The sequence below is a fragment of the Streptomyces sp. NPDC107550 genome (genome assembly GCF_055639095.1).
Genome location: NZ_JBVKBC010000010.1, coordinates 172,931 through 197,375 on the forward strand (window position 1 = coordinate 172,931; position 24,445 = coordinate 197,375).

The 24,445-nt window shown below is 68.7% G+C and carries 19 protein-coding genes and 1 pseudogene; 11 read left to right on the top strand and 9 right to left on the bottom strand.

Annotated elements, in window-relative coordinates:
• The first annotated feature begins 1,034 nt into the window (after positions 1–1,034).
• The 3 genes from ACZ7LY_RS16640 (at position 1,035) to ACZ7LY_RS16650 (ending at position 3,790) form a co-directional block, all read left to right on the top strand.
• Entirely contained in the window at positions 1,035–1,448 is a 414-nt protein-coding gene (locus ACZ7LY_RS16640; RefSeq protein ID WP_471625306.1) for a hypothetical protein, read from the top strand.
• A gap of 690 nt (positions 1,449–2,138) precedes the next feature.
• Positions 2,139–3,326, top strand: a complete 1,188-nt coding sequence (locus ACZ7LY_RS16645; protein ID WP_471625307.1) for a hypothetical protein — start codon at positions 2,139–2,141, stop codon at positions 3,324–3,326.
• Between the two features lie 29 nt (positions 3,327–3,355).
• Positions 3,356–3,790, top strand: coding sequence for a transposase (locus tag ACZ7LY_RS16650; protein WP_471625308.1), 435 nt, complete (start codon positions 3,356–3,358; stop codon positions 3,788–3,790).
• Between the two features lie 298 nt (positions 3,791–4,088).
• Here ACZ7LY_RS16650 and ACZ7LY_RS16655 read toward each other — a convergent pair whose 3' ends face one another.
• The gene (locus ACZ7LY_RS16655) at positions 4,089–5,252 is read right to left on the bottom strand and encodes an acyl-CoA dehydrogenase family protein (RefSeq protein ID WP_471625309.1); all 1,164 of its coding nucleotides are present in this window, start codon (positions 5,250–5,252) and stop codon (positions 4,089–4,091) included.
• 400 nt (positions 5,253–5,652) lie between these two features.
• On the opposite strand from ACZ7LY_RS16655, the gene ACZ7LY_RS16660 reads away from it, so the two are divergent.
• The gene (locus ACZ7LY_RS16660) at positions 5,653–6,861 is read left to right on the top strand and encodes an oxygenase MpaB family protein (RefSeq protein WP_471625310.1); all 1,209 of its coding nucleotides are present in this window, start codon (positions 5,653–5,655) and stop codon (positions 6,859–6,861) included.
• A gap of 107 nt (positions 6,862–6,968) precedes the next feature.
• Here ACZ7LY_RS16660 and ACZ7LY_RS16665 read toward each other — a convergent pair whose 3' ends face one another.
• Entirely contained in the window at positions 6,969–8,165 is a 1,197-nt protein-coding gene (locus ACZ7LY_RS16665; RefSeq protein ID WP_471625311.1) for a TetR/AcrR family transcriptional regulator, read from the bottom strand.
• A gap of 284 nt (positions 8,166–8,449) precedes the next feature.
• Between ACZ7LY_RS16665 and ACZ7LY_RS16670 the strand changes: the two genes are divergently transcribed.
• The 3 genes from ACZ7LY_RS16670 (at position 8,450) to ACZ7LY_RS16680 (ending at position 12,247) form a co-directional block, all read left to right on the top strand.
• Positions 8,450–10,084, top strand: a complete 1,635-nt coding sequence (locus ACZ7LY_RS16670; protein WP_471625367.1) for an AMP-binding protein — start codon at positions 8,450–8,452, stop codon at positions 10,082–10,084.
• A gap of 200 nt (positions 10,085–10,284) precedes the next feature.
• On the top strand, positions 10,285–10,854 hold the full coding sequence (locus ACZ7LY_RS16675) for a gluconate 2-dehydrogenase subunit 3 family protein (RefSeq protein WP_471625312.1): 570 nt from the start codon (positions 10,285–10,287) through the stop codon (positions 10,852–10,854).
• The gene (locus ACZ7LY_RS16680) at positions 10,841–12,247 is read left to right on the top strand and encodes a GMC family oxidoreductase (RefSeq protein ID WP_471625313.1); all 1,407 of its coding nucleotides are present in this window, start codon (positions 10,841–10,843) and stop codon (positions 12,245–12,247) included. Before ACZ7LY_RS16675 ends, ACZ7LY_RS16680 begins: the two co-directional genes overlap by 14 nt.
• A gap of 109 nt (positions 12,248–12,356) precedes the next feature.
• Here the strand turns inward: ACZ7LY_RS16680 and ACZ7LY_RS16685 are convergent, their stop codons facing one another.
• Together ACZ7LY_RS16685 and ACZ7LY_RS16690 are read right to left on the bottom strand one after the other, a co-directional pair.
• Complete coding sequence (locus tag ACZ7LY_RS16685; protein ID WP_471625314.1) at positions 12,357–13,211, bottom strand: alpha/beta fold hydrolase; 855 nt, start codon at positions 13,209–13,211, stop codon at positions 12,357–12,359.
• A complete protein-coding gene (locus tag ACZ7LY_RS16690) occupies positions 13,208–13,918 on the bottom strand; it encodes a DUF998 domain-containing protein (protein ID WP_471625315.1) in 711 nt (236 codons plus the stop codon). Before ACZ7LY_RS16690 ends, ACZ7LY_RS16685 begins: the two co-directional genes overlap by 4 nt.
• A 285-nt stretch (positions 13,919–14,203) precedes the next feature.
• Here ACZ7LY_RS16690 and ACZ7LY_RS16695 point away from each other — a divergent pair, with 285 nt between their 5' ends.
• Positions 14,204–14,626 (top strand): DUF2690 domain-containing protein, encoded by a 423-nt coding sequence (locus ACZ7LY_RS16695; protein ID WP_471625316.1) that lies wholly within the window; start codon positions 14,204–14,206, stop codon positions 14,624–14,626.
• A 183-nt stretch (positions 14,627–14,809) separates the two neighbouring features.
• Positions 14,810–15,634: a GNAT family N-acetyltransferase gene (locus ACZ7LY_RS16700; RefSeq protein WP_471625317.1), complete on the top strand. Its 825-nt coding sequence runs from the start codon at positions 14,810–14,812 to the stop codon at positions 15,632–15,634.
• 13 nt (positions 15,635–15,647) lie between these two features.
• Here ACZ7LY_RS16700 and ACZ7LY_RS16705 read toward each other — a convergent pair whose 3' ends face one another.
• The 4 genes and pseudogenes from ACZ7LY_RS16705 to ACZ7LY_RS16720 form a co-directional block, all read right to left on the bottom strand.
• Positions 15,648–16,082, bottom strand: coding sequence for a PRD domain-containing protein (locus tag ACZ7LY_RS16705; protein ID WP_471625318.1), 435 nt, complete (start codon positions 16,080–16,082; stop codon positions 15,648–15,650).
• Positions 16,083–16,350: 268 nt separating this feature from the next.
• Positions 16,351–16,488, bottom strand: a pseudogene (locus ACZ7LY_RS16710) (CAT RNA binding domain-containing protein); the annotation flags it as partial.
• 93 nt (positions 16,489–16,581) lie between these two features.
• A complete protein-coding gene (locus ACZ7LY_RS16715; RefSeq protein WP_471625319.1) occupies positions 16,582–18,024 on the bottom strand; it encodes a 6-phospho-beta-glucosidase in 1,443 nt (480 codons plus the stop codon).
• Between the two features lie 14 nt (positions 18,025–18,038).
• A complete protein-coding gene (locus ACZ7LY_RS16720) occupies positions 18,039–19,961 on the bottom strand; it encodes a glucose PTS transporter subunit IIA (RefSeq protein WP_471625320.1) in 1,923 nt (640 codons plus the stop codon).
• A gap of 371 nt (positions 19,962–20,332) precedes the next feature.
• Between ACZ7LY_RS16720 and ACZ7LY_RS16725 the strand changes: the two genes are divergently transcribed.
• On the top strand, positions 20,333–21,364 hold the full coding sequence (locus ACZ7LY_RS16725; RefSeq protein ID WP_471625321.1) for an urea transporter: 1,032 nt from the start codon (positions 20,333–20,335) through the stop codon (positions 21,362–21,364).
• A 164-nt stretch (positions 21,365–21,528) separates the two neighbouring features.
• Here the strand turns inward: ACZ7LY_RS16725 and ACZ7LY_RS16730 are convergent, their stop codons facing one another.
• Entirely contained in the window at positions 21,529–23,004 is a 1,476-nt protein-coding gene (locus tag ACZ7LY_RS16730) for an MFS transporter (protein WP_471625322.1), read from the bottom strand.
• 455 nt (positions 23,005–23,459) lie between these two features.
• Here ACZ7LY_RS16730 and ACZ7LY_RS16735 point away from each other — a divergent pair, with 455 nt between their 5' ends.
• Positions 23,460–24,290: a dimethylarginine dimethylaminohydrolase family protein gene (locus ACZ7LY_RS16735; RefSeq protein WP_471625323.1), complete on the top strand. Its 831-nt coding sequence runs from the start codon at positions 23,460–23,462 to the stop codon at positions 24,288–24,290.
• Positions 24,291–24,445 lie beyond the last annotated feature (155 nt).

Genomic DNA, 24,445 nt, shown 5'->3' on the forward strand with positions numbered 1-24,445 from the left:
TGCCGCAGCAGGTGTAACAACCTCGCACGGCACACGAGTTGGCCGAATAGGTGATCTGTTCAAATGGTAACAAGCCCTGAAGTAACGCAACTGGCTGGCCGAGTCTCATCCGATATGAGTGTGGGAGGCGTTATCTTCTACAGCGTTATGCTCGTGATCGGCCTGCTCTTCGCCTGCAATATTTGGGACGTGTCTCGTCGATACTACGAATTCCTCCTTATGGCACTTCCCGGCCCCGTTGATAGGGCAACGCCAGGCCACTTGCGATTCGCCGCCGACATGATGGCGGCTATCTCGTTCATCGGCCTATTGGTGGAAATACGGATGGGCCTTACGTGAACTGTCCGGATGCCTCCCCTCGCGGAACGGGCTGGTAGGGGCTGTGGGCCCACCGATCGGTGGGCCCACAGCCCTCGGCGGGCATCAGGCGTGACGTGTTCCGCTGGCGGTATTCGTTTGGAGCCTGTGACCCGTGACGAGCCGATCGCAGGACTGCGGCGCACGGAAATCTTGACCGTAGGACTCGTTGGGGGCAGTAGGGCTAGCGCCGGCGCACACGTGAACGTAGCCCTGGCGAGATTTTCGTGAAGCGATGCGCTTCCGTGCGCTGGTGACGCTCCGTCACGGGTAGCGGCGTTGGGCAACCATCATCCATGAAAGGCCCATCGGAGCAGTGAATAGCCGTGGCGAGCCCGTGGGGACTACGAGTGCCGGGTTGGCGGGTGAAGTCAGCGCCGAAGTCGGCGTCACCACATCTCATGGGACTCAGGTCCGTCGAATCGGAGACCATTTCAAATGGTGGGCAAAATCTGGGCGAATTGCGGCGAAAGAAGGCCATCGAAAGGGGAGCGAGTAGCGGCGGAGCTGCCGGATATGGTGGTCGCATCACGTAGATCGCCAGAATGAAGGGTACTGGAGTGACTGTGCAGCGACGCAGGAGTGGGCCCATACTCGGCATTCTGGCCATTGTGGCCGTGTCTATTAGCGGCGGGATTGCCGTAGTCCTGGGTTGGGAGGGGAATGACCCTGGTGACATGGTTGCTCTTGCCGCCATGGTCTTGGCATTCGACCAGTTAATCTACCGTGCTCTGGTGCGGCCATGCGTGGCCGTATTCAAAGACGGCCTGCAAGTGGTTGGGTTCTGGGATCGCTGCTGGGTGCCCGGTGCCGCAATCCGCAGAATCGAGCCCGAGGATGGGATGACGATCGAAACAGTGCATGGCGAAGAAATTCCCGTCTTCGCGTTCTCGCGGTCATTGCTTGACCGAGGTCAGGCGGATACAGCTGCCAGAGTGATGCGCAGGGCGAAACCACCACGGCCCGGGCGTCCGACGGAAACCCCCCGTGCGATCCGTACACCTGATTTCATCTGGGCTGACCTTTTGCTTGTCCCTCTTCCCGTTCTGATGGTACTGGCCGCAGCCGGAATCTATGGGACATGGAAATGAATGGGTGGAGCGCGTTGGCACCTCGGCGCCTTGGGTATATGCGGCATGCTGAGCCCTGGGGTGAATTTGTGCAGCTCGCCGGCTCGGACTTGGCTGAGCCGGGTGCTTCATTTATTTTCCATTTCCGCGACGATTCACGAGTAAGACCGGAGTGTAATTTCTGTGAGAGCTATTGACCATCCCATAACACGTCAGGCGTTGGAGCGTTACCGCAGGCGTGCCTGGTGTTGGGCGGGCGGTGGTGTGCTGGTCATGCTGGTGGCCGTCTGGCTTGGCGGGTTGGTGCCGGGGGCGGGAGTGTGGGGTGGAGGACTGGGTTTGGCGGCGTGGGGTGTGGGCTTGTACTCCGTGAACAACCACCGGCGGATGCGGAGCGTTCTGCGCGGTCATCCATGGGTGGACTGCGCGGCAGTGGTATCTCCTTCCGTGTGGTCGGGGCCGAGTGTGGTGCTGCGGATGCCGGACAGCGGGGCGGTGCTGGTGCGTTCGGTGGTCGCTGTGAGGCAGCGATGGCACCTTGCCGAGCCGGACACGCGCGGGCGGTTGTGGTGGTGCGGGGACCCCGCCAGCGGTGGAGTCCTGGTCCAGCCTGAGGGTGATGGCCTGGTGTGGGCGCGCGCCGTGGGGGCGGCACGTTCTCGGCGGGAGGCCCGGGCCGCGGTCGAGGCTGGGCTGTTGAGACAAGCGGGTGTGGTGCAGCCCGCCGGGCGGAACGGCCTGCTGTCTGAAGCGGTGGACACGCAGCAGCGGGAAGCACAAGAAGGCCGTGGGGCGTTGCGGTGGCGACTGCTCGCGGTACTCGCGGCCGCCGGGATGGTCTTGTTCGCTGCCAGTCTCGCTGCCGAGACGTCCACGGAGTCGGATCCGTATGTGCCGCTCCTCTTGGAGTCCGGCCCCACCCGTGACGGTCAGTGCAACATGTCCTGGATGGATCAAGCCAGCGAAGCAGAGACGACGGTGAACCTGCCGTGTACGGAGCGGCTGCTGGATGAGCCGGACGAGTATGGGTTCCGCTTCATGGACGGGTGGATGATCGCCCACGGCCCGTTCACGGGCGACCTGTACAACGCCGACCTGGGTGGCACCCGCGCCTTCACCGTGTACGGCATGGCGATGATCGCTGGCGGAATCCTGTTTCTCGCCTCGGCAGGAACCCTCGCCGTGCGCTGGTCCGGCTCTGTGCGCCACCGCAAGGCCATCGGCGGGCTCGTATCAGGGGCGTCGCAGGAGGCCGCGCCGCGCGTGTCGCTGGCCAAGCCACGCGTCGAAGCGCAGCGGTACTCCTGGGCTGAACTGTCCGCCGCGGCTGCCGAACAGGCCCGTGCCCAGCCGCACACGGCGCGCGACGGTGCTCCCGCTCCGGACGAGCGTGCCGCGCCCTGGTGGCGGATCAGGCCACTCCTGAAGATGGCAGGGGTGCCGCAATTGGGCGTCGCCGCCCTGGTGTTCCTGAGCATCGGCATCGTGTACCTCTTCATAGGCAAGGCCCCGTGGATTGTGGCTGCCATTACCTGCGGTACATTCCTTGCGGCGGGTGCCCGAACGGTGCGCGCCACGCAGATCGTGCGTACGCTCGCGCAGGCCGCCGTCTGTGAGCCGCAGTGGACCGGCCGCTACGTCCTCCTGTACGAAGACGCCACACATGTGCCCTGGGCCATCTACTTCTCTGCAGCAGGCGATGACGCCGCACCGATTGCCGCGCAGCCGCTCCTCGCCGACCAGGCCCTGCCGGGCCCAAGCGGTGAGGCTCGTCTGCACGGCTCCGCCGACCAACCCCACGTCCGAGTGCCCTGGATCGAGGGACGCCCTGTATGGCCCGCCGGCGACTACACAGTCCTGGGCGCTCAGCCCCTAGGGAGTGGCTTTCCGAACATCTGATCGCTGGTCTGGTTGTGAGCGATGGGGAGATGAGCGAAGCCGCATGGTTGGTGATTGAGCCGTCGTTGCCGTCGTTGGCGGGGCGGGCTCGTGGCCGGTGGCGGGATCACCGCCAGGTGCTTGAGGGCATCGTGTTCAAGTTCCGCACCGGTCTGCCCTGGAGGGATCTGCCTGAGAGGTTCGGTCCCAGGCAGATCGTGTATGGACTGTTCGCCCGCTGGGCCGCCGACGGCACCTTTGACCGGCTGCCGGCCGTGGCCCAGGCACGGATCGACGTCGGCTGGCTGGTCGCCATCGACTCCGCAACGGTCCGAGCCCAGCCCACCAGCACACGGCCCCTGACGGGCTGGAAGAACGCAGACTCGGACGCTCCCGCGGCGGGGCAGCACGGTGTCGTCATCGGCATGGAAACTCCTGTCTCGACGCCGACGCCACCCGGGCGGAGGCTGTGCACCTGGCCGTGAGCGTCGGGGATCCGCTGTTTCTGGTCCTTCGGGAGGTGCTGGACGATCACGATGAACCGGCCTACGTGGGGCGGCAGTACATCGCCGGGGGCCGGTACCGGCTCGGCTAAGGCGCGTATTGCACTCGAACCTGCGGCAGCGCGAGCCACGAGGGTGAAGGCCGCGAGGCCGCCTGTCGAGGGGCTCGGCAGGCGGCCTCGCGTCAGGTTCCGGGAGACGGAGCTGGCCGCCTGGGGCCGTCCGGCCGGCGTGTGTCCAGGCAGGGTCCTCGGCGGTCAGCTCGGTCGGGACGGCCGGCCTACAGGCCCAGGTCGCGGCCGACGATCTCCTTCATGATCTCGGTGGTGCCGCCGTAGATCGTGGAGATGCGTGAGTCGAGGTAGTCGTGGGCTATGCGGTAGTCGAGCATGTAGCCGTAGGCGCCGTGGAGTTGGACGCACCGGCCGACGATGGCCACGTAGGTCTCCGTGGCCCAGAACTTGGCCGCTGCCGCGTCCACGGCCGTCAGTTCTCCCCGTGAGTGCCGGGCGAGCATGTCATCGAGGTAGCTGCGCCCCACGCGGGCCGTGGTGACCATCTCGGCCAGTTCGAAGCGGGTGTTCTGGAAGGAGCCGATCGGCTTGCCGAACGCCGTGCGCTCCTTGACGTAGGCCAGGGTGCGGTCGAGGACGCCCTCGATGGAGGCGATGGCGTTCGCGGCGATCGAGATGCGCTCCTGGGGCAGGTTGCGGATCAGGGAGGTGAAGCCCGTGCCTTCCTCACCGAGCAGGTTGGCGGCCGGCACGCGCACGTCCTGGAAGAAGAGTTCGCTGGTGTCCTGCGCGTGCAGGCCGACCTTCTCCAGGTTGCGGCCGCGGGAGAAGCCGGCACGGCCCGCCTCGATGACGAGCAGACTGAGCCCGCCGTGCCGGTCGGGTCCGGTCCGTACGGCGGTGACGACCAGGTCGGCGTTCTGCCCGTTGGAGATGAACACCTTGCTTCCGTTGACCACGTAGTCGTCTCCGTCGCAGACGGCGGTGGTGGCGATGCCCGCGAGGTCGCTGCCCGTGCCGGGCTCGGTCATCGCCACCGCCACGATGAGCTCACCGGCGGCGATCCCGGGCAGCCAGCGCGCCTTCTGCTCCTCGGTGGTGAGGTCGGTGAAGTAGGGCACCACGATGTCGTTGGACAGGCCGACGCACGCCAGCGCGTCCGCCGCGGGATGGCGGGAGAACTCCTCGCCGATCACCGCGTTGAAGCGGAAGTCGCTGCTGCCCGCGCCCCCGTACTCCTGCGGGATGTTGAACCCGAGGACGCCCGCGCGGGCGGCCTCCTCGAACAGCGTCCGGTCGACCCTGCCCGCGGAGCGCCACCGCCCGATGTGCGGGGAGGCGTGCTTGTCGGCGAACGACCGGGCCGTCCCTCTGAGCAGCTCGTGCTCGTCGTCGTAGAGGGAACGCTGAGGGAAGAGGGAACTGGGCACGGCAATCATCACTCCTGTACAAGTCAGAGGCACCGCGTACGGGGGAAGACGAAGAGGGGCAGATCGCGGGCCGGCTGCGGCACCGCCTTCAGGAACAGACCCGCCTGCGGGCCCGCGACCGCCGGTCGAAGTCGCCGAGCGCGTACGTGGTCACGACACCGTCGACGGGCAGCCGGCGGATGCATCCGGTGGTGTCCCGGCGCCCGCCGCCCGGAGAGCGGTGTGGCGCGGCAGGGGCGCAAGCTCGTACCGAGGTCGCGCAGAAGTCTTGCCGACCCAGGTGCGTGTGGTTATGTTAATCGAAAATCACACGCATGGACAACCGTGACGATCACTCAAATCAAGCTCTGTGTACGTAAGTTGAGGGTTCATCCTGACCTGCTTGAAAGTAGGTAAGTGAATGGGAAGTATCAGCAGACGACGAGCGTTGTCGCTCGGTGCCGCACTCGGCATCACGAGCATGGCCGCCGCCCCCAAGGCGTGGGCCTGGTCGTCGGCCGGCTCGCTCGCCGGCACTGACGCGGTGACCGACCCCTTCCAGGTCTGGGACCCCGAACCGGACGCGGTGGCCGCACGGCTCCTCGCGGACGGCGTGATCCCGGCGGTCAACACCGCCTGGCGCTCGTGGACCGACAACGCGGACCCGCTTCCGGCGGGCATGCCCGGCTACCTGACGGCCTATCTGCAAAAGGCCAACCAATTGCCGGACTGGGCCGACGCCACGAAACTCGCCGCCTCCGAGCGCTACTACAAGCGCCTGGCCTCGTACCTCTTCGTCTCACAGAGTCTGGCCAGCGGGATGATGAGCACCGTGATCCCGCGGGAGGCCCGCGCCGTCTACTGGTCCGCGGGCGGTGCCGACATGAAGGAGCGCGCGGCCAAGACCTTCACCTTCGGCTACGACCTCAACTCGCAGACCGCCTGGCATCCCACGGGGCACTTCATCGTCACCGCCAACAAGACCCGCCTGGTGCACTCGGTGGTCCGCAACCTGCTGCCGACCTCCGCCGGGTTCATGAAGACCGCGGACCAGCCGAAGCCGATCAGCAATGGCGACATCCTGCGCACCTTCCACTCGGTGGCCACGTACGCGCACGACAATCTGCTGAAGTGGGGGATCCGTCTGTCCGCGGCAGAGCAGGAGGCGGATCTGCACGCGTGGCAGGTCGCCCTCCATCTGCTCGGCGTACAACGCCAGTTCATCCCTGCCACGTGGGCCGACGCCAAGGCGCAGGCCACGCAGATGCTGTGGCCGAACGTCGGCCCGACGACCGAGGGAAACAGCCTGGCGCAGACGCTGCTCGGCTACGTCACGCAGCCCACGCTGGGTCTGGCTGAGGGGTTCGTCAACGAGTTCGTGCGCTATCTGCTCAACGACGAGATCGGCGACTGGCTCGACCTGCCCCGCGACTGGGTGCAGGCGGCCCTGATCCGCGTCGAATGGCCGCTCTACGTCGCCTTCCGCGAGGGGACGTCGTGGGTGGCGCCCAATAGTGGCTACCTGTTCGACCGGGCCCTGCGCGGCATAGCGATGCTGTACCTCAACAACGGCACCTCGACCACCCAGACCCCGATCACGCTTCCGGCCGCCAACAGGCCGGGTGGCTGAGTCCCGGCGCCACGGAACCCGCCGTCCAGCAGTTCCGGTCTTCCGCGTCTCAGGGGCGTCGAACCCCATGGGCGTTCCGTTACTGTCCGACGCAGCGCGTCGCGTCGCTACAGGCCGAGCGCCCGCAGGACCAGCGTGGTGACCGCGCTTCGGTGCTCGGGCGAGTCCCGCCAGTGCAGACGGCGCCCGGCCTCGACGACCACGCCGAGGCCGGCGTGTACCAGTACCCGTGCCTGACGTGCGTCCAACTCCGGCCGTGCCAGAAGGAATTGCTGCTCCCAGATCGCCATGTGCTCGCGCTGAGCGAGGATCAGGGGGCGGCGCAGGTCGTCCGGCAGTCCAGCCACCTCGGACTCGGCGACACTGGTGAGCTCGGTGTGCTCGAAGCTGTAGCCGACATACGTGGCGGCCAGCGCCACCACCGCTTCGCGCGGCTCGGTCACCTCGCCCAGGCCCTGTTCCACCGCTTGCGCGAGCAGTCCCGCCGCCTGCAGGCAGGCCGCCACCAGGATGTCCACCTTCGTGGCGTAGTGCCGGTAGAGCGCGGACGGGGCGATGCCCACCGCCTCCGCGATCTGCCCGTTGGTGACCTTCGCGAAGCCGTCCTGCGCGAAGAGCGGGATCGCCGCGGCCAGGATCTGCGCCCGTCGGGTGCGCGGCGTGGGCGGGGCGGGCAGCTCGACCGCGCGTGGCGCGCGGGCGCCGGCAGCGGGCGGGGTCGCCGCGACGCGGAGGGCGGCGGACAGGAGTGTCTCCTCCAGGCGGCGCCTGGCCATGGAGTTGTGATGCTGGGTGATCGAACCGATCGCGCCGAGCGCCGACACGGCACGCAACTGCGGCTGAGGGCAAGGATGTTCACTCTGCGCGGCCCCGGACACCCGCCCGACGACCCGGGCGAACTTGCCTTTCAGAAGCCGCCGGTCCGCGGCTTCCAGGTAGCGCGCCTCCCATCGGTACAGGCCCCCGCACGCGCGGTGCTCCACGGCGACCCGCGTGACCGCGCGGAGCACCTCCGTCAGATCCGCCTGCGGCGGCAACTCGTCCAAAGCGGCGACGAGTCGGTCCACGATGACGTTCGCGCACTCGGCGAACAGGGCGTACTTGTTGGGGAAGTGCCGATAGAGGGCCGTGGCGGTGATGCCCACGGCGGCTGCGATCTCCTCCATCGAGGCGGCGTGATAGCCGCGCTCGCTGAACACCCGGCCGGCGGCCTCCACGATCCGTTGTTTGCGGTCGCGCGGCCGTGCGACCGCGACCGGCTCGGCCGTCGCCGGAGGGGGAGGAGGGCGCAGGGGCAGGGCCATGAGGGTCAGTCAACCACATGGCCGACGCGGGGGAGTGTTCGCTTCGCGCCTCCACCCCTCATGTGACGCGCCGTTCACATCCCATGTGATTTCTCATTAACAAAGGGCTTCTTGGGGGAGGCTCCCATGGGCATAATGGCCAACGCTTCGCACACCTTCGACGATTCCACGCTTCGGTACGCGTCCCACCGCCTCGCCCCGCTCGACCCGTCCCGCGCATTCGGCTCCCGAGGAGTGGCATGTCCACCGTTCCGGCTCCCGCTTGGTCCTTTCGGCACCACTGGATGGCGCAAGTGGCCACGCACGCGGCCATGCGGCCCGACAAGCCCGCGCTGCGTCACCTCGGCGAAACCACCACCTGGGCCCAACTGTCCAGACGCTCATTGCAGTTGGCCGCCGCACTGTCCGGCCGCGGCCTCGGTGAGGGTGACCGGCTGGCCCTGTTGACTCTCAATCACCCGTGGTTCGTGGAGAGCGTCCTCGCCGCCAACAGCATCGGCGCGGCGGCCGTCCCGCTCAGCTTCCGGCTCGCGCCCCTCGAACTCGGGGACGTCCTGGCGGACTGCACCCCGTCCGCCGTCGTCGTCGATGCCCAACTCCTCCCGCTGCTGCGCACAGCGACGGCCGGCGCGCCCATCGGCACGGTCATCGTGATCGGTGAGCCCGCTGAGTCTGGTGAGCCCGGCGGGTCCGGTGAGCCCAGCGGGTCCGGCGAGCCCGGTGAGGCGACGGACGGCAACGGCGGCGCGGCCGGAGCCGACAGCGGCCAGGCAGTACCCGAGGGGCAGTTCGCCTACGAGGAGTTCCTCGCCGCACACGAGCCGATGCACCTGCCCGACATCGCGGAAGAGTCCACGGCGTTGATCATGTACACCTCGGGCACCACCGGTCGCCCCAAGGGCGTCATGCTCTCCCACCGCAACATGCAAGTACAGGCGATCACCTGCATCCGAGCGATGGAGATCTTCGACGACTCCGACGTCGCCTTCCTGACCGCGCCTTTCTTCCACATCGCGGGACTGGGCTCCATCGTCGCCAACATCCTCGTCGGCGGCACCATCGTGATCCACCCGCTCGGCGCCTTCGACCCGAAGGGCGTCCTTGACGCGTACGAACGCGAGGGCGCCACCCTCGTCTTCAACGTGCCGCAGCAGTGGGACCTCATCTGCGCCCAACCCGGCATCGGCAAGCGCGACTTGAAGCTGCGCGTCATCAGCTGGGGCGCGGCGCCCGCGAGCGAAGCGACGCTGCGCGCCATGGGGGAGGCATTCCCCGACGCCCTGAACGTCGCCGTGTTCGGCCAGACCGAGACCTCGCCGATCACCTGCGTGCTGCGTGGGCAGGAGTCCCTGCGCAAGCTCGGCTCGGTGGGCCGGCCGATCCCGACGATCCAGTACCGCATCGTCGACGCCGAGATGAACGACGTACCCCTCGGCACCGTGGGCGAGATCGTCTACCGTGGCCCGACTCTGACCCAGGGCTATTGGCGCAGGCCCGAGGAGACGGCGCAGGCCTTCGCGGGCGGCTGGTTCCACTCGGGCGACCTCGTGCGGATGGACGAGGACGGCTTCGTCTGGGTCGTGGACCGCAAGAAAGACATGATCATCAGTGGCGGGGAGAACATCTACTGCGCCGAGGTGGAGAACGCCGTCGCCGGGCATCCGTCGGTGCTGGAGGCCGCGGTGATCGGACGGCCCGACGAGCGCTGGGGCCAGATACCGGTCGTGTACGCGACCCTCGCACCCGGCACGACCCTGTCGCTCCCTGAGCTGACCGCGTTCCTCGACGGCAGGATCGCCTCCTTCAAGATGCCCAAGGACCTCGTCACCGTGGAAGGGCTGCCTCGGAACGCGGGCGGCAAGGTGATCAAGCACGCCCTGCGCGCCCAGGACGAGACCCGGACGCACCCGCTCGCCTGAACGCACACCGCCTGCCTGCACCGGGCCGCCCTGGAGATGATCGCCCCGGAGGTGATCGCCTCGGCCCGCCACGGCTGCCGACCTCTCCCCGACCGCTGCTCCGCCCGGACAGCCCACCCACCCACCTCGCCGACCATGCGAGCCCCGGACAGGGACCTTCCTGCGCCGCCCCTGAACCCTCCCACGTATGAGGACGGACCATGCAGTTCGACTCCCGCCAACGCGCGGCGCTCACCGCGATCTGCGACACCTTCGCCCCGGGGGACGGCGCCGCGATCCCGTCCGCGGGCCGGCTCGGAGCGGTGTCCCTCGCCGAAGACCTCGTCCACGCCCTGCCGTGTACTCGGGACCGCAAACAGATCGGCTCCCTGCTGTCCTTGTGGGACTCACGCCTCGCCGGCCTGCTCCTGGGCACTGCGGGACGCCGGTTCTCCGACCTGACACCGTCCGCCCGGGAGGACGTCATGCTGCGCCTGGGCGACGCGTCATCGGAACGCAGACGCGTCCTGTTCCAGTCGCTGCGCGCGCTTGCGACCTCCGCGTATCTGATGGCCGAGGGACCGGACGGCACCTCGCCGGTCTGGGACGCCATCCGTTACCCCGGCCCCCTGGGCAGGAAGCCCGACGCCCCACGCCCGCGCCTGTCACCCCTGTCTCCCGCCGCGGACACCACGCTCGACTGCGACGTCGTCGTGGTCGGCTCGGGCGCGGGGGGGAGGCACCGCCGCGGCCGTCCTCGCGCGGTCCGGACTCAGCGTGGTCGTGCTTGAGCGTGGCGGCTACTTCGATGACGCCGACTTCGACGGCGGTGAACGGTCGGGCCTGACTCGCCTCTACGCCACCGGCCCCTCGACCACCGCGGAGGGCCAGATCTCCCTCGTCGCAGGCTCCTGCCTCGGCGGCGGCACAGTCGTCAACTGGACCACGTCCCTGCGTACACCCGACGAGATCCGCGAGGAATGGGCCGCGCTGGGCGCCGCGCAATTCGCCCAGAAGGAGTTCACCGCGGCACTCGACGCCGTCACCGACCGGCTCTCCGTCAACAACGACCACAGCACCGCCTCCGCCCGCGACGCCGTGATGGAACGCGGCCTGCGCGCCCTCGGCTGGCACGTCGACGCGATGCCCCGCAACGTGGTGGGCTGCGACACGGGCACGGACTGCGGACGCTGTGGATACGGCTGCCGACTCGGCGCCAAACAGTCCGTCACCAAGACCTGGCTCGCGGATGCCGCGGCCGCCGGGGCCCGACTGGTCATCGACACCAAGGTGCGTTCCATCCAGGTGAAGCAGGGTCGTGCCGTCGGCGTGCGCGGCACGACGGCGGCCGGCCACGTGGTCACCGTTCACGCCCGCGCGGTCGTCGTGGCCGCAGGTGCCGTCCAGACCCCTGCTCTGCTGCGGCGCTCGGGGCTCACCGATCCGGCCATCGGTCGGCACCTGCGCCTGCATCCCGCGACCGCCGTCTGGGGCGTCTTCGACGAAGAGATCCGACCGTGGGAGGGCGGCCTGCAAACCCGTTACTCCCGCCAGCACAGCGACCTCGACGGCCGAGGCCACGGCGTCATCTATGAAACAGGACCCGGCAATCCCGCGGCGCTCCAGGGCTTCACGAACTGGCGCGGCTCCGCCGCCCACCTGGCCGCCCTCAAGGACCTCCGGCACACCGTGGGCATCGGCGTGATCACCCGCGACCGCGACAGCGGCGTGGTCAAGGTGGCCCGCGACGGCGAACCCGTCCCGCACTACCGCCTCTCCGCCTACGACACCGCGCATCTGCACGCCGGAGTCGAGGGCGCGGCGAGGATCCTCGCCGCCGCGGGCGCGCGCCGCATCTCGTCCGCGCACCAGGCAGGCCCCTCGTACGAGCCCGGACGCTCCGGTTCGCACGAGGAGTTCACCGCCGCCTGCCGCAACGCCGGCTACCAGCCGGGCCGCTGCGCGATCGCGGCCTTGCACATCATGGGCACCGCCCGCATGGGCGGCACCCGTCACACCAGCGCCACCGACCCGGACGGAGCGACCTGGGAGGTCCCCAACATCGTGGTGGCCGACGCGTCCTGCTTCCCGACCTCATCGGGCGTCAACCCGATGATCTCCATCGAGGCCATCGCGTACATGAACGCCACGAGACTGGCGGAGCGCCTGGGCCGTACGGGCTGAATGGTGAACGAGGGGCCCAAGGGCCCTCCGCACCCGGCCGCCCGCAACATGCGCCGCCGCACTGATCTTCTGGCTGATGGGGGAAGCTCCGCACCCGCAGGTGCTCTCCTCAGAGGGTGTCGAGGACGGCCGCCGCCACCGCATCGGGGCGGTCCAGCATGATCAGGTGCCCCGCGTCCGGCACCGTGTGCAGGCGGGCGTCGAGGGTCGCGGCCAGCCGGGTCTGGGCGGCGAGCCAGGAACGTGAGCTGCCCGCCGCGAGGACGGTGGACCGCAGCCCGCTCGGGGGCGGGGTGGTGTGTCGGAGTGCGGTCAGTTCGGCGGCCACATCACGGTAGGTGGCGTTCTCCAGCAGGATCGCCCGCATGCAACGGCTCGTCCCGTACACCGCGCGGACCAGCGAGCGCGGTGCCGGGTCCGTGCCGCCGACTCGGTTCACCCGTACCGTCGCGCGGCGCAGCGCCGGCCCGCATGCGGCCGGGACGCCCGTGGCCCGCAACACCGTCGCGGACAGTCGCGCGGCCCGCATCCGCGCCGTGCGCGCGCGTACGAGCCGCGCGTCTTCCTCCACGCTGGCGTCCACCAGGACCAGGCCGGCGAGCCGGGTGGGATGCAGCCGGGCGAACGCCTCGCAGTGGAAGCCGGCGAGCGAGTGGCCGACGAGCGTCACGGGGGACGCCGCTGCCGGGCCCAGGGCGTCGAGCACGGCTGCGATGCGCGCGACCTCGCCGCTGAGAGTGGGGGGTGTGTCGGCGGGGGCGCTGAGGCCGAGTCCGGGCCGGTCGAAGCGTACGACGGTGCGGTGGGGGACGAGGAGGGCGGCGACGGAGTCCCAGTCGAACCAGGACATGCCCAGCCCTCCGGACAGCACGCACACCGGGCCTGAGCCCTCGACCACGACGTGGTGGGGGATGCCCCCGATCTTCACGAAGGTGCCGCGCGGGGCGACCGTGTGTCGCGTCACCGTCGCTCCACGGGCTCGGCTTTGAGCAGGGCCAGCGCGAAGGTTCCCAGCCACAGCGAGATGAGCAGCAACTGGAGCCGCTGTCCCAGGCCGATCAGGCGGGTGCCGTTGCCCGCCTCGAACGAGGCGACACCGACGAGCGTCCAGACGGTGGCGGCCAGTTCGAGTACGGCGATCACCAGCCCGGCCCGCAGCAAGGGGCGCCAGATCCCGTACCGCGCTGCGGCCACGGTCAGTGCGGTCATCCCGATGAAGGCGCCCGTGAGGGCCAGGGAACTGCTCACGGCGTGCGCGGTGTGGGTCGCCGGCACCAGTCCGGCCAGTTCCCGTAGCCGGCACTCCGGGTCACCGGTGGACGGGCAGCTCAGCGGAAGCTGGGAGTCGACGGCGGTAGCGGTCCCGAACAGCGCAAGCCCCGCCCATCCGGCCGTCGTCCAAGGCCGCCGGGGCCGCTGAGTGAGCAGCCCGCACACCGCGCCGGCGCCGGCGAACAGGCCGGCGACGAGGTCCGTGGCGCGGAACAGGCCGCCCAAAGGCTGGGACTGGGCGGCCAGTTCACTCACGTAGGTCCGAAGCGGGTCGAGGCCGGTAGCGAGGACGACCTCGAGTACCCACGCCATGTACGCGGCTGCGCCGATGGCCAGCAGCACCGGAACCAGCCGCCCGCCGAACGGAACCCGTACGTTCCTGCCTTCATCTGAGTTCATCGGTGCAAATGTAGACAGAATACCCTTTTGTTATCAATGTTGGTTGCCGGTGGGGGCGCCCGGCTCACGCGCCGCCTTCCCGAATGCTCAGGTCGCTCGGGCGGGACTTGTCTGACCTGGGATGCGGGGCGAGGTGGGGGTATGCGTGTGCACCAGTTTTTGGAGGAAGGCGCACTTAACTGGCAGATGTCTCAAATGAGAGCGAGGAAGATGCCGTTCCGGACCTAATGTCCATGACATCCACGGCGCTGCCGACCCGGCGGCGCCTCGCACTCAGGGGGCACGATGAACAGGAAACTCCTTGTAGGGCTCACCTCCTCGGCACTGCTCGTCGGGACAGTCGCGTTCACTGTCCCGACCGCCCAGGCGTCGGCGGCCGCCACGTGCTACGGCTCCTCGTGCACGGGCAAGGAGCCCAACGGCACCACGTGCGCCAGCGACGCGATCACCGCCAAGCAGGTCACCTCCGGCGGCCGTACGATCCAGTTGCGCTACAGCCCGTCCTGTCGCGCGGCCTGGGGCAAGATCACCAGCGCCAGTGTCGGCGACTACATCTCTGTGTCGAACTCCAACGGCGACTACCGCGAGCGCCGAGTGGCCAGCGGCAGCGACCAGCACACCGTGATGGTCAACGACGCCGGCATCACCTCGCACGCCTGCGGTTTCCGCAGCGACAGCTCCCTGCTGAACTGCACGGGCTCTTACTGAGCCCACCAGGTCATGCCGCCGGCGGGCGCGATGCCACCGGGCACGCGGGTCGGCAGGCCGCAATCAGCGATTGCGCGGTGCGGGCCGCGGATCTCGTCGACGGTCCGCACCGCGTACCCCGTCAAAACCGGGGAACCGGGAAAGTCGTTTGCGTGTTCGGTTCGCCACCATACGATCAGCTTCGTGAACGTGACTTCTCTGGGCTACAGAACCGATCTGATGCTGCTGACCATGGCAGGCTCCAGCATCACCGATCTCGACTCGCACGTCGTGATCCGTACACCGGCCAACCCGGGTTTCTGGTGGGGCAATTTCCTGCTGCTCAAGGGCGCGCCCCGCAGGGGCGATGCCCGTCGCCTGTCGGAGTGGTTCGCCGGCGCCTTCCCCGGCGCGGCCCACCTCGCGCTCGGGGTGGACGGCACCGACGGAGACTGCGGAGAGGCCAGTGAGCTCGCCGACCTCGGGGTCACCGCCGAGGTGAACACCGTCCTGACCGCTACGAGACTGCTGCCGCCGGGCCCGCCCCGCGTGCAGGCCGACGTCCGGGCGCTGTCCGGCGACGACGACTGGAAGCAGGCGCTCGACCTGCGTATCGCCTGCGCTGACCAACCCGCGCTGACCGGCGAACACCGGGAGTTTTTCGAGCGCAAGGTCCTGGAGCACCGCAGACTCAGCGAGGCCGGCTGCGGAGCTTGGTTCGGGGCCTTCGTGGACGGCCGCATGCGCGCGGGCGCCGGTCTGTTCAGCGACGGCCAGGGACTGGCGCGTTTCCAGGACGTCGAGACGCACCCCGCGTACCGGCGTCTGGGGCTGGCCTCGGCGGTGGTCCATCACACCGGGCAACGGGGGCTGCGCCAGATGGGGGCCGACACGCTGGTCGTCGTCGCGGACCCCGGCTACCACGCGATCGACCTCTACCGCGCCCTCGGGTTCAAGGACGTAGAACAGCAGGTCCAACTCGCTCGGACCGGCCCGCCGCCGGAGCCTGCGCAGGGTGTCGAAGCCTGACGCGCTGTCGACTTCAGGTCGGGCACCCGGCGTCCGCCGCCAGCCTGGCCACATGCAGGGCCAGGTACGTCACCTCGTCCTCCGTGAGGCCACACGCGTCCATCTCCAGGACCTCGCGCAGCCGTTGGGCCGTGCGGAAGGACCGCGGGTGCGACTGCCGTATCGCGTCCAGCAGCAAAGAGGGCGCGTCCTCGATCTGCCGCTCTTGCGCGACGCGTGCGAAGAGGTAGCGCAGATGTGTCACGAAACGCGCCACGGAGAGAGAGTCCGTGCCCAACTGCACGCCCAGCGAGGCCCCGACCACGCCGAGGAGCTGCGTGATGCGTTGCGTCATCGCCACCGTCCGGCCGATGTCTCCGGCGTACTGCGCGGTCACGAAGTGCAGGGCGAAGCCCGTCGCCTCCTCGGGCGGCAGCCGAACGCCGTGCCGTTCCGCGATGATGTCCAAGGCGTCCTGGCCCGCGGCCCAGTTCGTCGGGGAAGAGCTGCGACACCTCCCACGCCAGCGGGTAGGCGGCCGAGCCGTGCTCGCTCCGCCGCACGGCGAGAGCGAGGTGGTCCGCGACGGTGAGCAGCAGAGCCTGCGTCGCGGCCACCTTGGTCCTCGCCCGGCCCGCCCGGATGATCAGGCCGGCGGTCTCGGTGATGTCGATGGGCAGGTCGCCCACCAGATCGGCCAGTTGACCGATGGGGTGTGAGCCGCTCGGCACGAAGGTGTGCCGTACCGCTGCCGGGTCGACCGGGTCGCCCAAGTGCCTTCCGAAGCCGATCCCCTTGCCCATGAGTACGACGTGCCGGCCGTCGGACCGCGAGGCCAGCACGGCGTGGTTGTTCAGCACGCGGACGACGTGCACCTCTGCTCCTCAGCTCTCGATGTCGCGCCCCGGGTGAGACCGGACGGTGTACGGCGAGCCGGAGCCCGCCGTACACCGTCGCGGGATCTCACGTCAGAGCTCGGCGCCGTTGGTGGCGATGACCCGCTGGTACCAGGCGAACGAGTCCTTGCGGCGGCGCCGCATCGTGCCCCTGCCCGCGTTGTCGCGGTCGACGTGGATCATGCCGTAGCGCTTCTTCATCTCGCCTGTCGTGAACGAGACGAGGTCGATGACGCCCCACGGCGTATAGCCGATGAGGTGCACGCCGTCCTCCACGACGGCGAGCCTGGCCTGCTCGATGTGGCGGCGGAGGTAGTCGGTGCGGTCCGGGTCGTGGATCGAGCCGTCCTCCTCGACCTCGTCGATCGCGCCGAAGCCGTTCTCCACGACGAACAGCGGCAGGTCGTACCGCTCGTAGAGGGCGTTGAGGGTCCAGCGCAGTCCGACGGGGTCGATCGGCCAGCCCCACTCCGTCGCGGCGATGTGCGGGTTGGGCACGGCTCCCGGCAGGCCGCCGGAGACGACGTTGGCCTCGTCGACGTCCTTGTCGTCCGTCGCCCGCACGGTCACCGACATGTAGTAGCTCAGACCGATGAAGTCGACCGTGCCCGCGGCCAGGATCTCGTCGTCGCCCTCCCGGATGCCTACGTCCCAGCCCTTGCGGGCGAACTCGGCGAGCGCGTAACCGGGGTAGTGGCCGCGCGCGTGGACGTCGCTGAAGAAGTAGCGCGAGTGGTTGGCGAGTTGGGCCGCCATCATGTCCGCAGGGTCGCAGGAGAAGGGGTAGATCGGTACGGACGCGATCATGCAGCCGATCTGGAGCGCCGGATCGATCTCGTGCCCGATGGCCACCGCCCGCGCACTCGCCAGCAGTTCGTGGTGCCCGGCCCGGTACATGACCTCCTGCGGGTCCTCGCCGGGCTCCACGATGACGCCGGAGTTGGTCCACAGGAAGATCGGGGCGTCGGTGTTCATCTGGTTGTTGATCTCGTTGAAGGTCATCCAGTGGCGGACCTTGGACGAGTACCGCTCGAAGCACACGCGGGCGAAACGCTCGAAGAATCCGACCAGTTCGCGGTTGCGGAATCCGCCGTACTCGCGCGCGAGGTGCATCGGCAGCTCGAAGTGCGAGAGCGTGACGACGGGCTGGATGCCGTGGGAGAGCAGTTCGTCGAACAGATCGTCGTAGAAGCGCAGTCCCTCCTCGTTCGGCTCCTCCTCGTCGCCCTTGGGGAAGATGCGCGACCAGGCGATCGAGGTCCGGAAGCACTTCAGGCCCAGCTCGGAGAAGAGCGCGATGTCCTCACGGAAGCGGTGGTAGAAGTCGATGGCCTCGTGGTTGGGGTAGAACTCACCCGGCTCGACGTCCGGGGTGATGCGGCGCGGTACGCCGTGCGCGCCCGCGGTGAGGACGTCGACCACGCTCGGGCCCTTGCCGCCCTCGTCCCAGCCGCCTTCGAGCTGGTGGGCGGCGACAGCGCCGCCCCAGAGGAAATCGTCGGGGAAGGTGTTCACGGAGTGCTCCTTGGTCATGCGTTCGTGGGGACGGGCTCGGCGCCGGTCGTGGTGGTCGCGGAGGTGGCGGCAACGGCGGGTACGGGGATTGTGGGCAGGAGCGTCAGTACGCGGTCGCCGTGTTCGACGGCTTCGGTCTCCTCCGTGACGACATCGGCGTACGAGCTGCTGTTGGTCACCACGAGCATCGTGGTGAGGGGGAAGCCGGCCTCGGTGATGGCGTCGCGGTCGATCTCCGTCAGCAGCGCGCCCGCCTCGACCCGCGCGCCCTGCTCGACATGTGCGGTGAGGCCCCGGCCGTCGAGCTTGACCGTGTCCAGGCCGATGTGGATCAGGAGTTCGACACCGGTGTCCGCGCGCAGCCCTATGGCGTGCGGCATGAGCGCGACCACGGTGCCGCTGAAGGGCGCGTACACCTTGTCGTCGGTCGGTTCGATGGCCACGCCCCGGCCCATGGCGTGGGTGGAGAACACCGGGTCCGGCACGGCTTCCAGCGGGACGAGCGTGCCGCTGAGGGGAGAGGCCACGGTCAGCGCCGCGTCGTCCGGCGACCCGGTGGAGGCGGTGTCGTCATCGGAGTCCTTGAACCCGACGACGTAGACCAGGGCGGCCGCGATCAGGAAAGCGGCGCCGCAGCCGACGGCCTGCCACAGGAGCGAGTTCGTACCGGGCTTGGAGGCGTTGACGATGGTCAGCGGGCCGGGCAGCCCGGCGTAGGCGTAGTAGCGGGCACCGAAGAGGGAGATGATGACCGCGCCGATCGCACCGCCGACGCAGCCCATCAGGAAGGGCTTCTTCAACCGCAGGGTGACACCGTAGATCGCGGGCTCGGTGATGCCGAAGAAGCCGGTCGCGGTCGCGGAGGCGGCGACGCCGCGCAGCTTCGTGTCGCGGGATTTCAGGAAGACGCCGAAGGCCGCGCCGACCTGGCCGATGACCGCGGCGGTCTGGAACGCCTGGAAGGAGTCCTCGCCGAAGCGGGCGAAGTTCGAGAGGTTCATGGGTGTGACACCCCAGTGCACACCGAAGATCACGGCGAACTGCCAGACACCGCCGATGAGCGCGGCGGCGACCGGGGGAGCGGCTTCGACCAGCCAGTTGTACCCGTTGGCGATGCCGTCGGCGGCGCCGGCACTGAGCGGTCCGATGACCAGAAGCGTCAGCGGGACCATCACCAGCAGGCAGACCAGCGGCGTCAGGAGCTGCTTGGCGGTGCCGCCCAGATGCGTGCTGAGGAAGCGTTCGAGGTACGACAGGGCCCAGACGAGCAGCAGCGGCGGCAGCACCGAGCTGGTGTAGACGGTCTCGCTCAGGTGGATGCCGGCGAAGGTGACCATCTCGCCGTCGGCGATGCGGGCGGCGATCGTCGACCACGTCGGGTTCATGATCGCGGCGCAGCACACCACCGCGATGAAGGTGTTCGTCCTGAAGTGCTTGGACGCGGTGATCGCGATGAAGACGGGCAGGAACGTGAAGGGCGTCCACGACATGAACGACAGCACCTCGTAGGTGCCGGTCTTCTCGAACGAGGGCCATCCCAGGTTGATCAGGATCAGAGCGCCCTGGAGGATGCCGGCGGCGGCGAGGATGTAGATGAACGGCGCGAACACCGCCGACATCGTCGCGATCACACGGTTCATGACCGACTGCTTCTGGCTCTCGCCGCCCGACTCGTCGAGCTGTGCGACGCGTACGAACTCCTCGTGGACCTCGCCCACATGAGGGCCGATCACGACCTGGAACTGGCCCCCGTTCTCGACCACGGTGATCACGCCGGGCAGTGCGGTGATCTTCTCCCGGGCTTCGGCCGGCACCTCTTTGAGCACCAGGCGCAGACGCGTGGCGCACCGGCTCGCCTGCGCGACGTTGTCGGGACCTCCGACGCCTTCCAGGATGTCCCGTGCGAGCTTCGGATAGTTGCGGACTGGCTCAGCCACGGCGCTGGCCTCTCTACGCGGGCCCGGATGCCGACCGGGTCACTCGGATGGGGGCGGGCCGGGCAGATCCCGGCGCTTCTCCCGGTGGCCGGTGCGACAGACCAAAAGAGGCAACACGTCAAAGACGAAGCAGCGCATGCTCCGACCTCGAGTATTGCCTCTCACGAGTAACAAGCCCGATATCCGGATAGATAGTGGCATCATCCTACATAATCGGATGAGTGGGCATGATCGTCCTCGCGTCGTGCGGACCGCGTCGTGCGGACCGCGTCGTGCGGACCACGCAGAGCAGACCGCGCCGAGCGGACGGTGTCGATCGGCTCCGCCACTCGCCCCTGTGCAGGGGCCTTCGTACAGTCAGGGTTTCGTCCATGAGCACCAGCAAGCGGCACGCGTACCGCGCCCGCGCGGCGAACGCGCTGAACGTCGGCGGAGGATGGGCCGCCCTGGTCCTGCGCGGCGCGAGCCAGGTCCTCCTGCAGAACAATCCGCTCTGCGGGGGCATCATCCTGCTGGCACTCACGGTCGTGTCGTGGCAGAGCGCCCTGTTCTTCTGCGTCGGCTGCCTCGGAGCATGCGGCGGCGCTCGCCTGTTCGCGGCTGACCGTGACCTGTTCCGGTCCGGCGTCTTCGGGTTCGTGGGCGGGCTCGCCGGAATCCTGTTCCACGTACTCAAGGCGTCTGCGCCGGACCACTACGGTCCTGCCCTCTGGCTTGCTTTCGCCGGGGGCGTGGTCCTGGCCGTTCCTCTGGTGGCCGGGTGCTCCTGGCTCTTCGCCCGGGCCGGGCTGCTGCCGCTGGCCTTCCCGTTGGTGCTCGTGTTCTGGGCCATGACCGCCGCGGCCTTCCACCGTGATCTGGCCCGCCTGGCCTCCGTGCCTCCCATCGGCCCCGAACCAGGCCACAGCGCCGACGCGTTCACCGTGCTCACGGCACTGCGCGGCTTCGGGAACGCCTTCGCGCAGCTCTTCCTCCAGACCGACCCTGTCTTCGGGTTCCTCGTCCTGCTGGCGCTGCTCGTCAGCTCCCGGCCGGCGGCGGCCCTCGCGGCCTCGGCCGCCACGCTGTCCGTCGTCACCTCGTGGGTACTCGGCCACAACAGCGCGCTCGTCGAGTCCGGAGCACTCGCCTACAACCCGGTCCTCACCGCCGTCGCCCTGGGAAGTCTCCTGCTCGCCCGGTCCACCGCGTCCGTCATCTACGCCCTGGTGGGCTCGCTCCTGTCCGAGTGGGCCCACATCGCGCTCAGCGCGTTGCTCGGCCCGATCGGGCTGTCGGTGGCCACCCTCCCCTTCGTCCTCGTCACGTGGACGATGGTCTTGGGCAGCCACCGCCTGGGAGCACTGCGACCGCTGCCGCTCGACACTTTGAATCGGGTAGAAAGCCCCATTCGGCCGGGCTGAAGGGCTCTTTATCGCGGTCCCTTTTACTGGACTGACTGTCTGCCCGGTGCGGCCGGAATGCGGAACCTTATTCCGGCCGCAATTCGGCCTGGTTCTCTTCGGCTCGAAATGCCCTGAGAGCTGTTCGGCTGTTAGCAGAGATCCAGGTAGAAGTGCAAGGCGCTTCAGGACTCGTCGCTGAGCTGAAAGTCCTTCGGAACCAGCCGCCATACGATCAGCAGTACTACCAGGGCGAGCCCTGCCGTCACCAATGTGGTCGTGTTCAGCCCATGGTCGAACGCGATACGGGCTTGCTCCATCAGACGTCCCGCGGTCGCCGCGTCGAGGCGCCCGGCGATCTCGGCGGCGCCGCCGATCGACTCGGTGGCCGTCCGCAGGTCCGCGCCTGAAAGCGGAACGCCTGTCATGTGGTGCGCGAAGACAGACCCGTGGATGCTGCCCAAGCAGGCCACACCCAGAGCGGCACCGATCTCGTACGAGGTCTCGGAGACGCCCCCGGCCTGGCCCGCACGTTCGGGCCGGACCGCCGAGACCATGACGTTGGCCGCGGTGGTCACCACCACGCCGTCCCCGATGCCGATGGCGACGAGCAGCAGGGCCACGGGGAGGTACGAGACCGGTGGCGTGGCCAGGGCCAGAGGCGTCGCCGCCACGGTCATCACCAGCAGTCCGGTCACCATCGTGGTCCGGATACCCAGCCGGTTCATCAGCCGGGGAGCCATCAGCGCGGCGAAGAACGTGGCGATGGCCGCCGGGATGGTCCGCACGCCCGCTTCGGCCGGGCTGTAGCCGTGCACGAACTGGAGCCACTGCGAGACCAGGAAGAGGGTCGCCCCGATGGCGAGCATGGCCAGCAACGTGGACAGGGACGCGGCGAGGAAGGGGCGGTTGGTGAAGAGTCGGATGTCGAGCAGCGGGTCGGCCTGATGCAGCTGCCGGCGCGCGAACCACGTGAGCAGAGCGAGCGCGAGGAGCAGGCTCAGAACGTCGCCCAGGCTGAGACCTCCCTTGGCCAGATGCTTGATGCTCCAGGCCAGCACGACGACACCGCCGATGGACAGCGCCGCGCTGAAGTAGTCCAGCCGGCCCTTCTGCGCCGCGCGGAACTCCGGAAGCAGCCGCAGGCCCGCGACGACGGTGAGCACGACGACGGGAACGTTGACCCAGAAGGCCGCCGACCAGCCGAAGCTCTGCACCAGAACACCGCCGAGCAGCGGCCCGACGCAGGCGCCGATGCCGGCGACGGCGGCCCAGATGCCGATGGCGCGGGCGCGCTCGGAGGCATCGGTGAAGATGTTGCGGATGAGCGACAGGGTGGAGGGCATCACCATGGCCCCGCCCAGGCCCATGAGCACTCGCGCCGCGATCAACTGCCAGGAAGCGGCGGACAGCGCTGCCGCGACGGAGGCGATCCCGAAGAGGACGAAGCCGGTCAGGAAGAGCCGCTTGCGTCCGTAGCGGTCACCGACCGCGCCGCTGGTGATCAGCAGGCCACCGAGGATCAGACCGTAGATGTCGTTGATCCACAGTTGCTGCATGGCGGTGGGGCGCAGATCGTCGATCAGCGAGGGCAGCGCGACGTTCAGGATGGTGGTGTCCAGCGCGATGACCAGCAGACCCGAGCAGAGAACAGCGAGCATGGCCCACCGCTTCGCCGCGGGTGCCTGAGCCTGTGCGTCCCGCGAAGGCTCCACCGAGGGAGCGGGGATCTTTTTCACCGTGACGGCCTTTCTCCCGAGCAGAGCAGGCATAAACCGCAGAGCCCCCTGCCCGGGGACTCATGATGCGCGGTTTCTCGATACCGAGTGTTCCGGTGCCTGCCCCTTCGAGGTTGTTTTTGACAGTTGGCTGAACTTTGTGCTGCCTTTAAAGGGTGCCGCACTTTGTGCGAGTGTCAAAAATAAGGTTGGACTAAGGGAGCTGAATCATGGCGGTAAAGGCGTCCGCAGCTACGGAAGTTCACACGGAGAGCGAGTTCTCGCCCCTGAGGGCCGTCGTTCTGGCGCAGAGTGAGTTTCGTGCTCCTGACAAATTTCAGGACGCGGATCCGACTCTGGGATTCCTCGGCGGAACTGACCGCGAAAGCGTGATGGACATGCGGGGCAGGACCCTCGCCGAGGCGTTCCCCGCACGGCAGGAAGCGTGGGAAGGAGAGCGGGAAGCACTCAAGAACGTACTGGAGCGGTACGGCGTGGAAGTACTGCGGCCCCGGCTGATGACGGAAGCGGAGAAAGCCGCCGCCGGCGCGGCCGGGTACAGCAACTTCTTCGTGCGCGACCCGTGGTTCACGGTCGGCGGCAACGTCATCGAGGGGTGCCCGCGATTCCGTCACCGCCGCCTCGAAGTCCTCCCCAGCCGTCCGCTGCTCAAGGAGCGGGCGCTGGGCAGCGACGCCGCCTACGTCGCCCTTCCCACGCCCGAACTGCCCGACATGGAGGGCAGCGACGGGCCTGGTCCCTTCCTCGAAGGCGGCGACGTCCTCGTGTGGGGAAAGCACGTGTTCGTCGGCCGGTCCGGCCTGGCCTCCGACGACGCCGGCCACCGCTGGCTGTCCGCGTACCTCGGACCGCAGGGCTACACCGTCGAGCAGGTACCCCTGCACCCCCACGTCCTGCACCTGGACTGCGCCCTGAGCCTGGTCCGTGAAGGACTGCTTCTGGTCTGCGAGGAACGCCTGACCGGGGGAGTCCCGGCCGCCCTCGCCGACTGGGAGCGCGTGGCCGTGACAGAAGAAGAAGCACGCGCCCTCGGTACGAACGGACTGCCCCTCAGCCCCGAGGTCTACGTCACCGACCCCGCGTTCCAGCGGATCGGCGACGAGCTGACCCGACGGGGCGTCACCGTCGAGTACGTCGACTTCGCCGTGTCGCGTTCCCTCGGAGGCTCCTTCCGCTGCTCCACGCAGCCGCTGGCCCGCTTCGAGTGACAACCGGGCGTGGGCGCAAGCTCGGTGCTGCGAAGGACGCGTCCGCTCGCCTCGCCGCCGGACGAAACCGGCGGCGAGGCGAGCCCGGCCCGTAGGCGGTGGGAGTCGGCCCGCAGCTGGGCCCAGCCCCCGGTGGAGCGGCGGTACGCCACCGC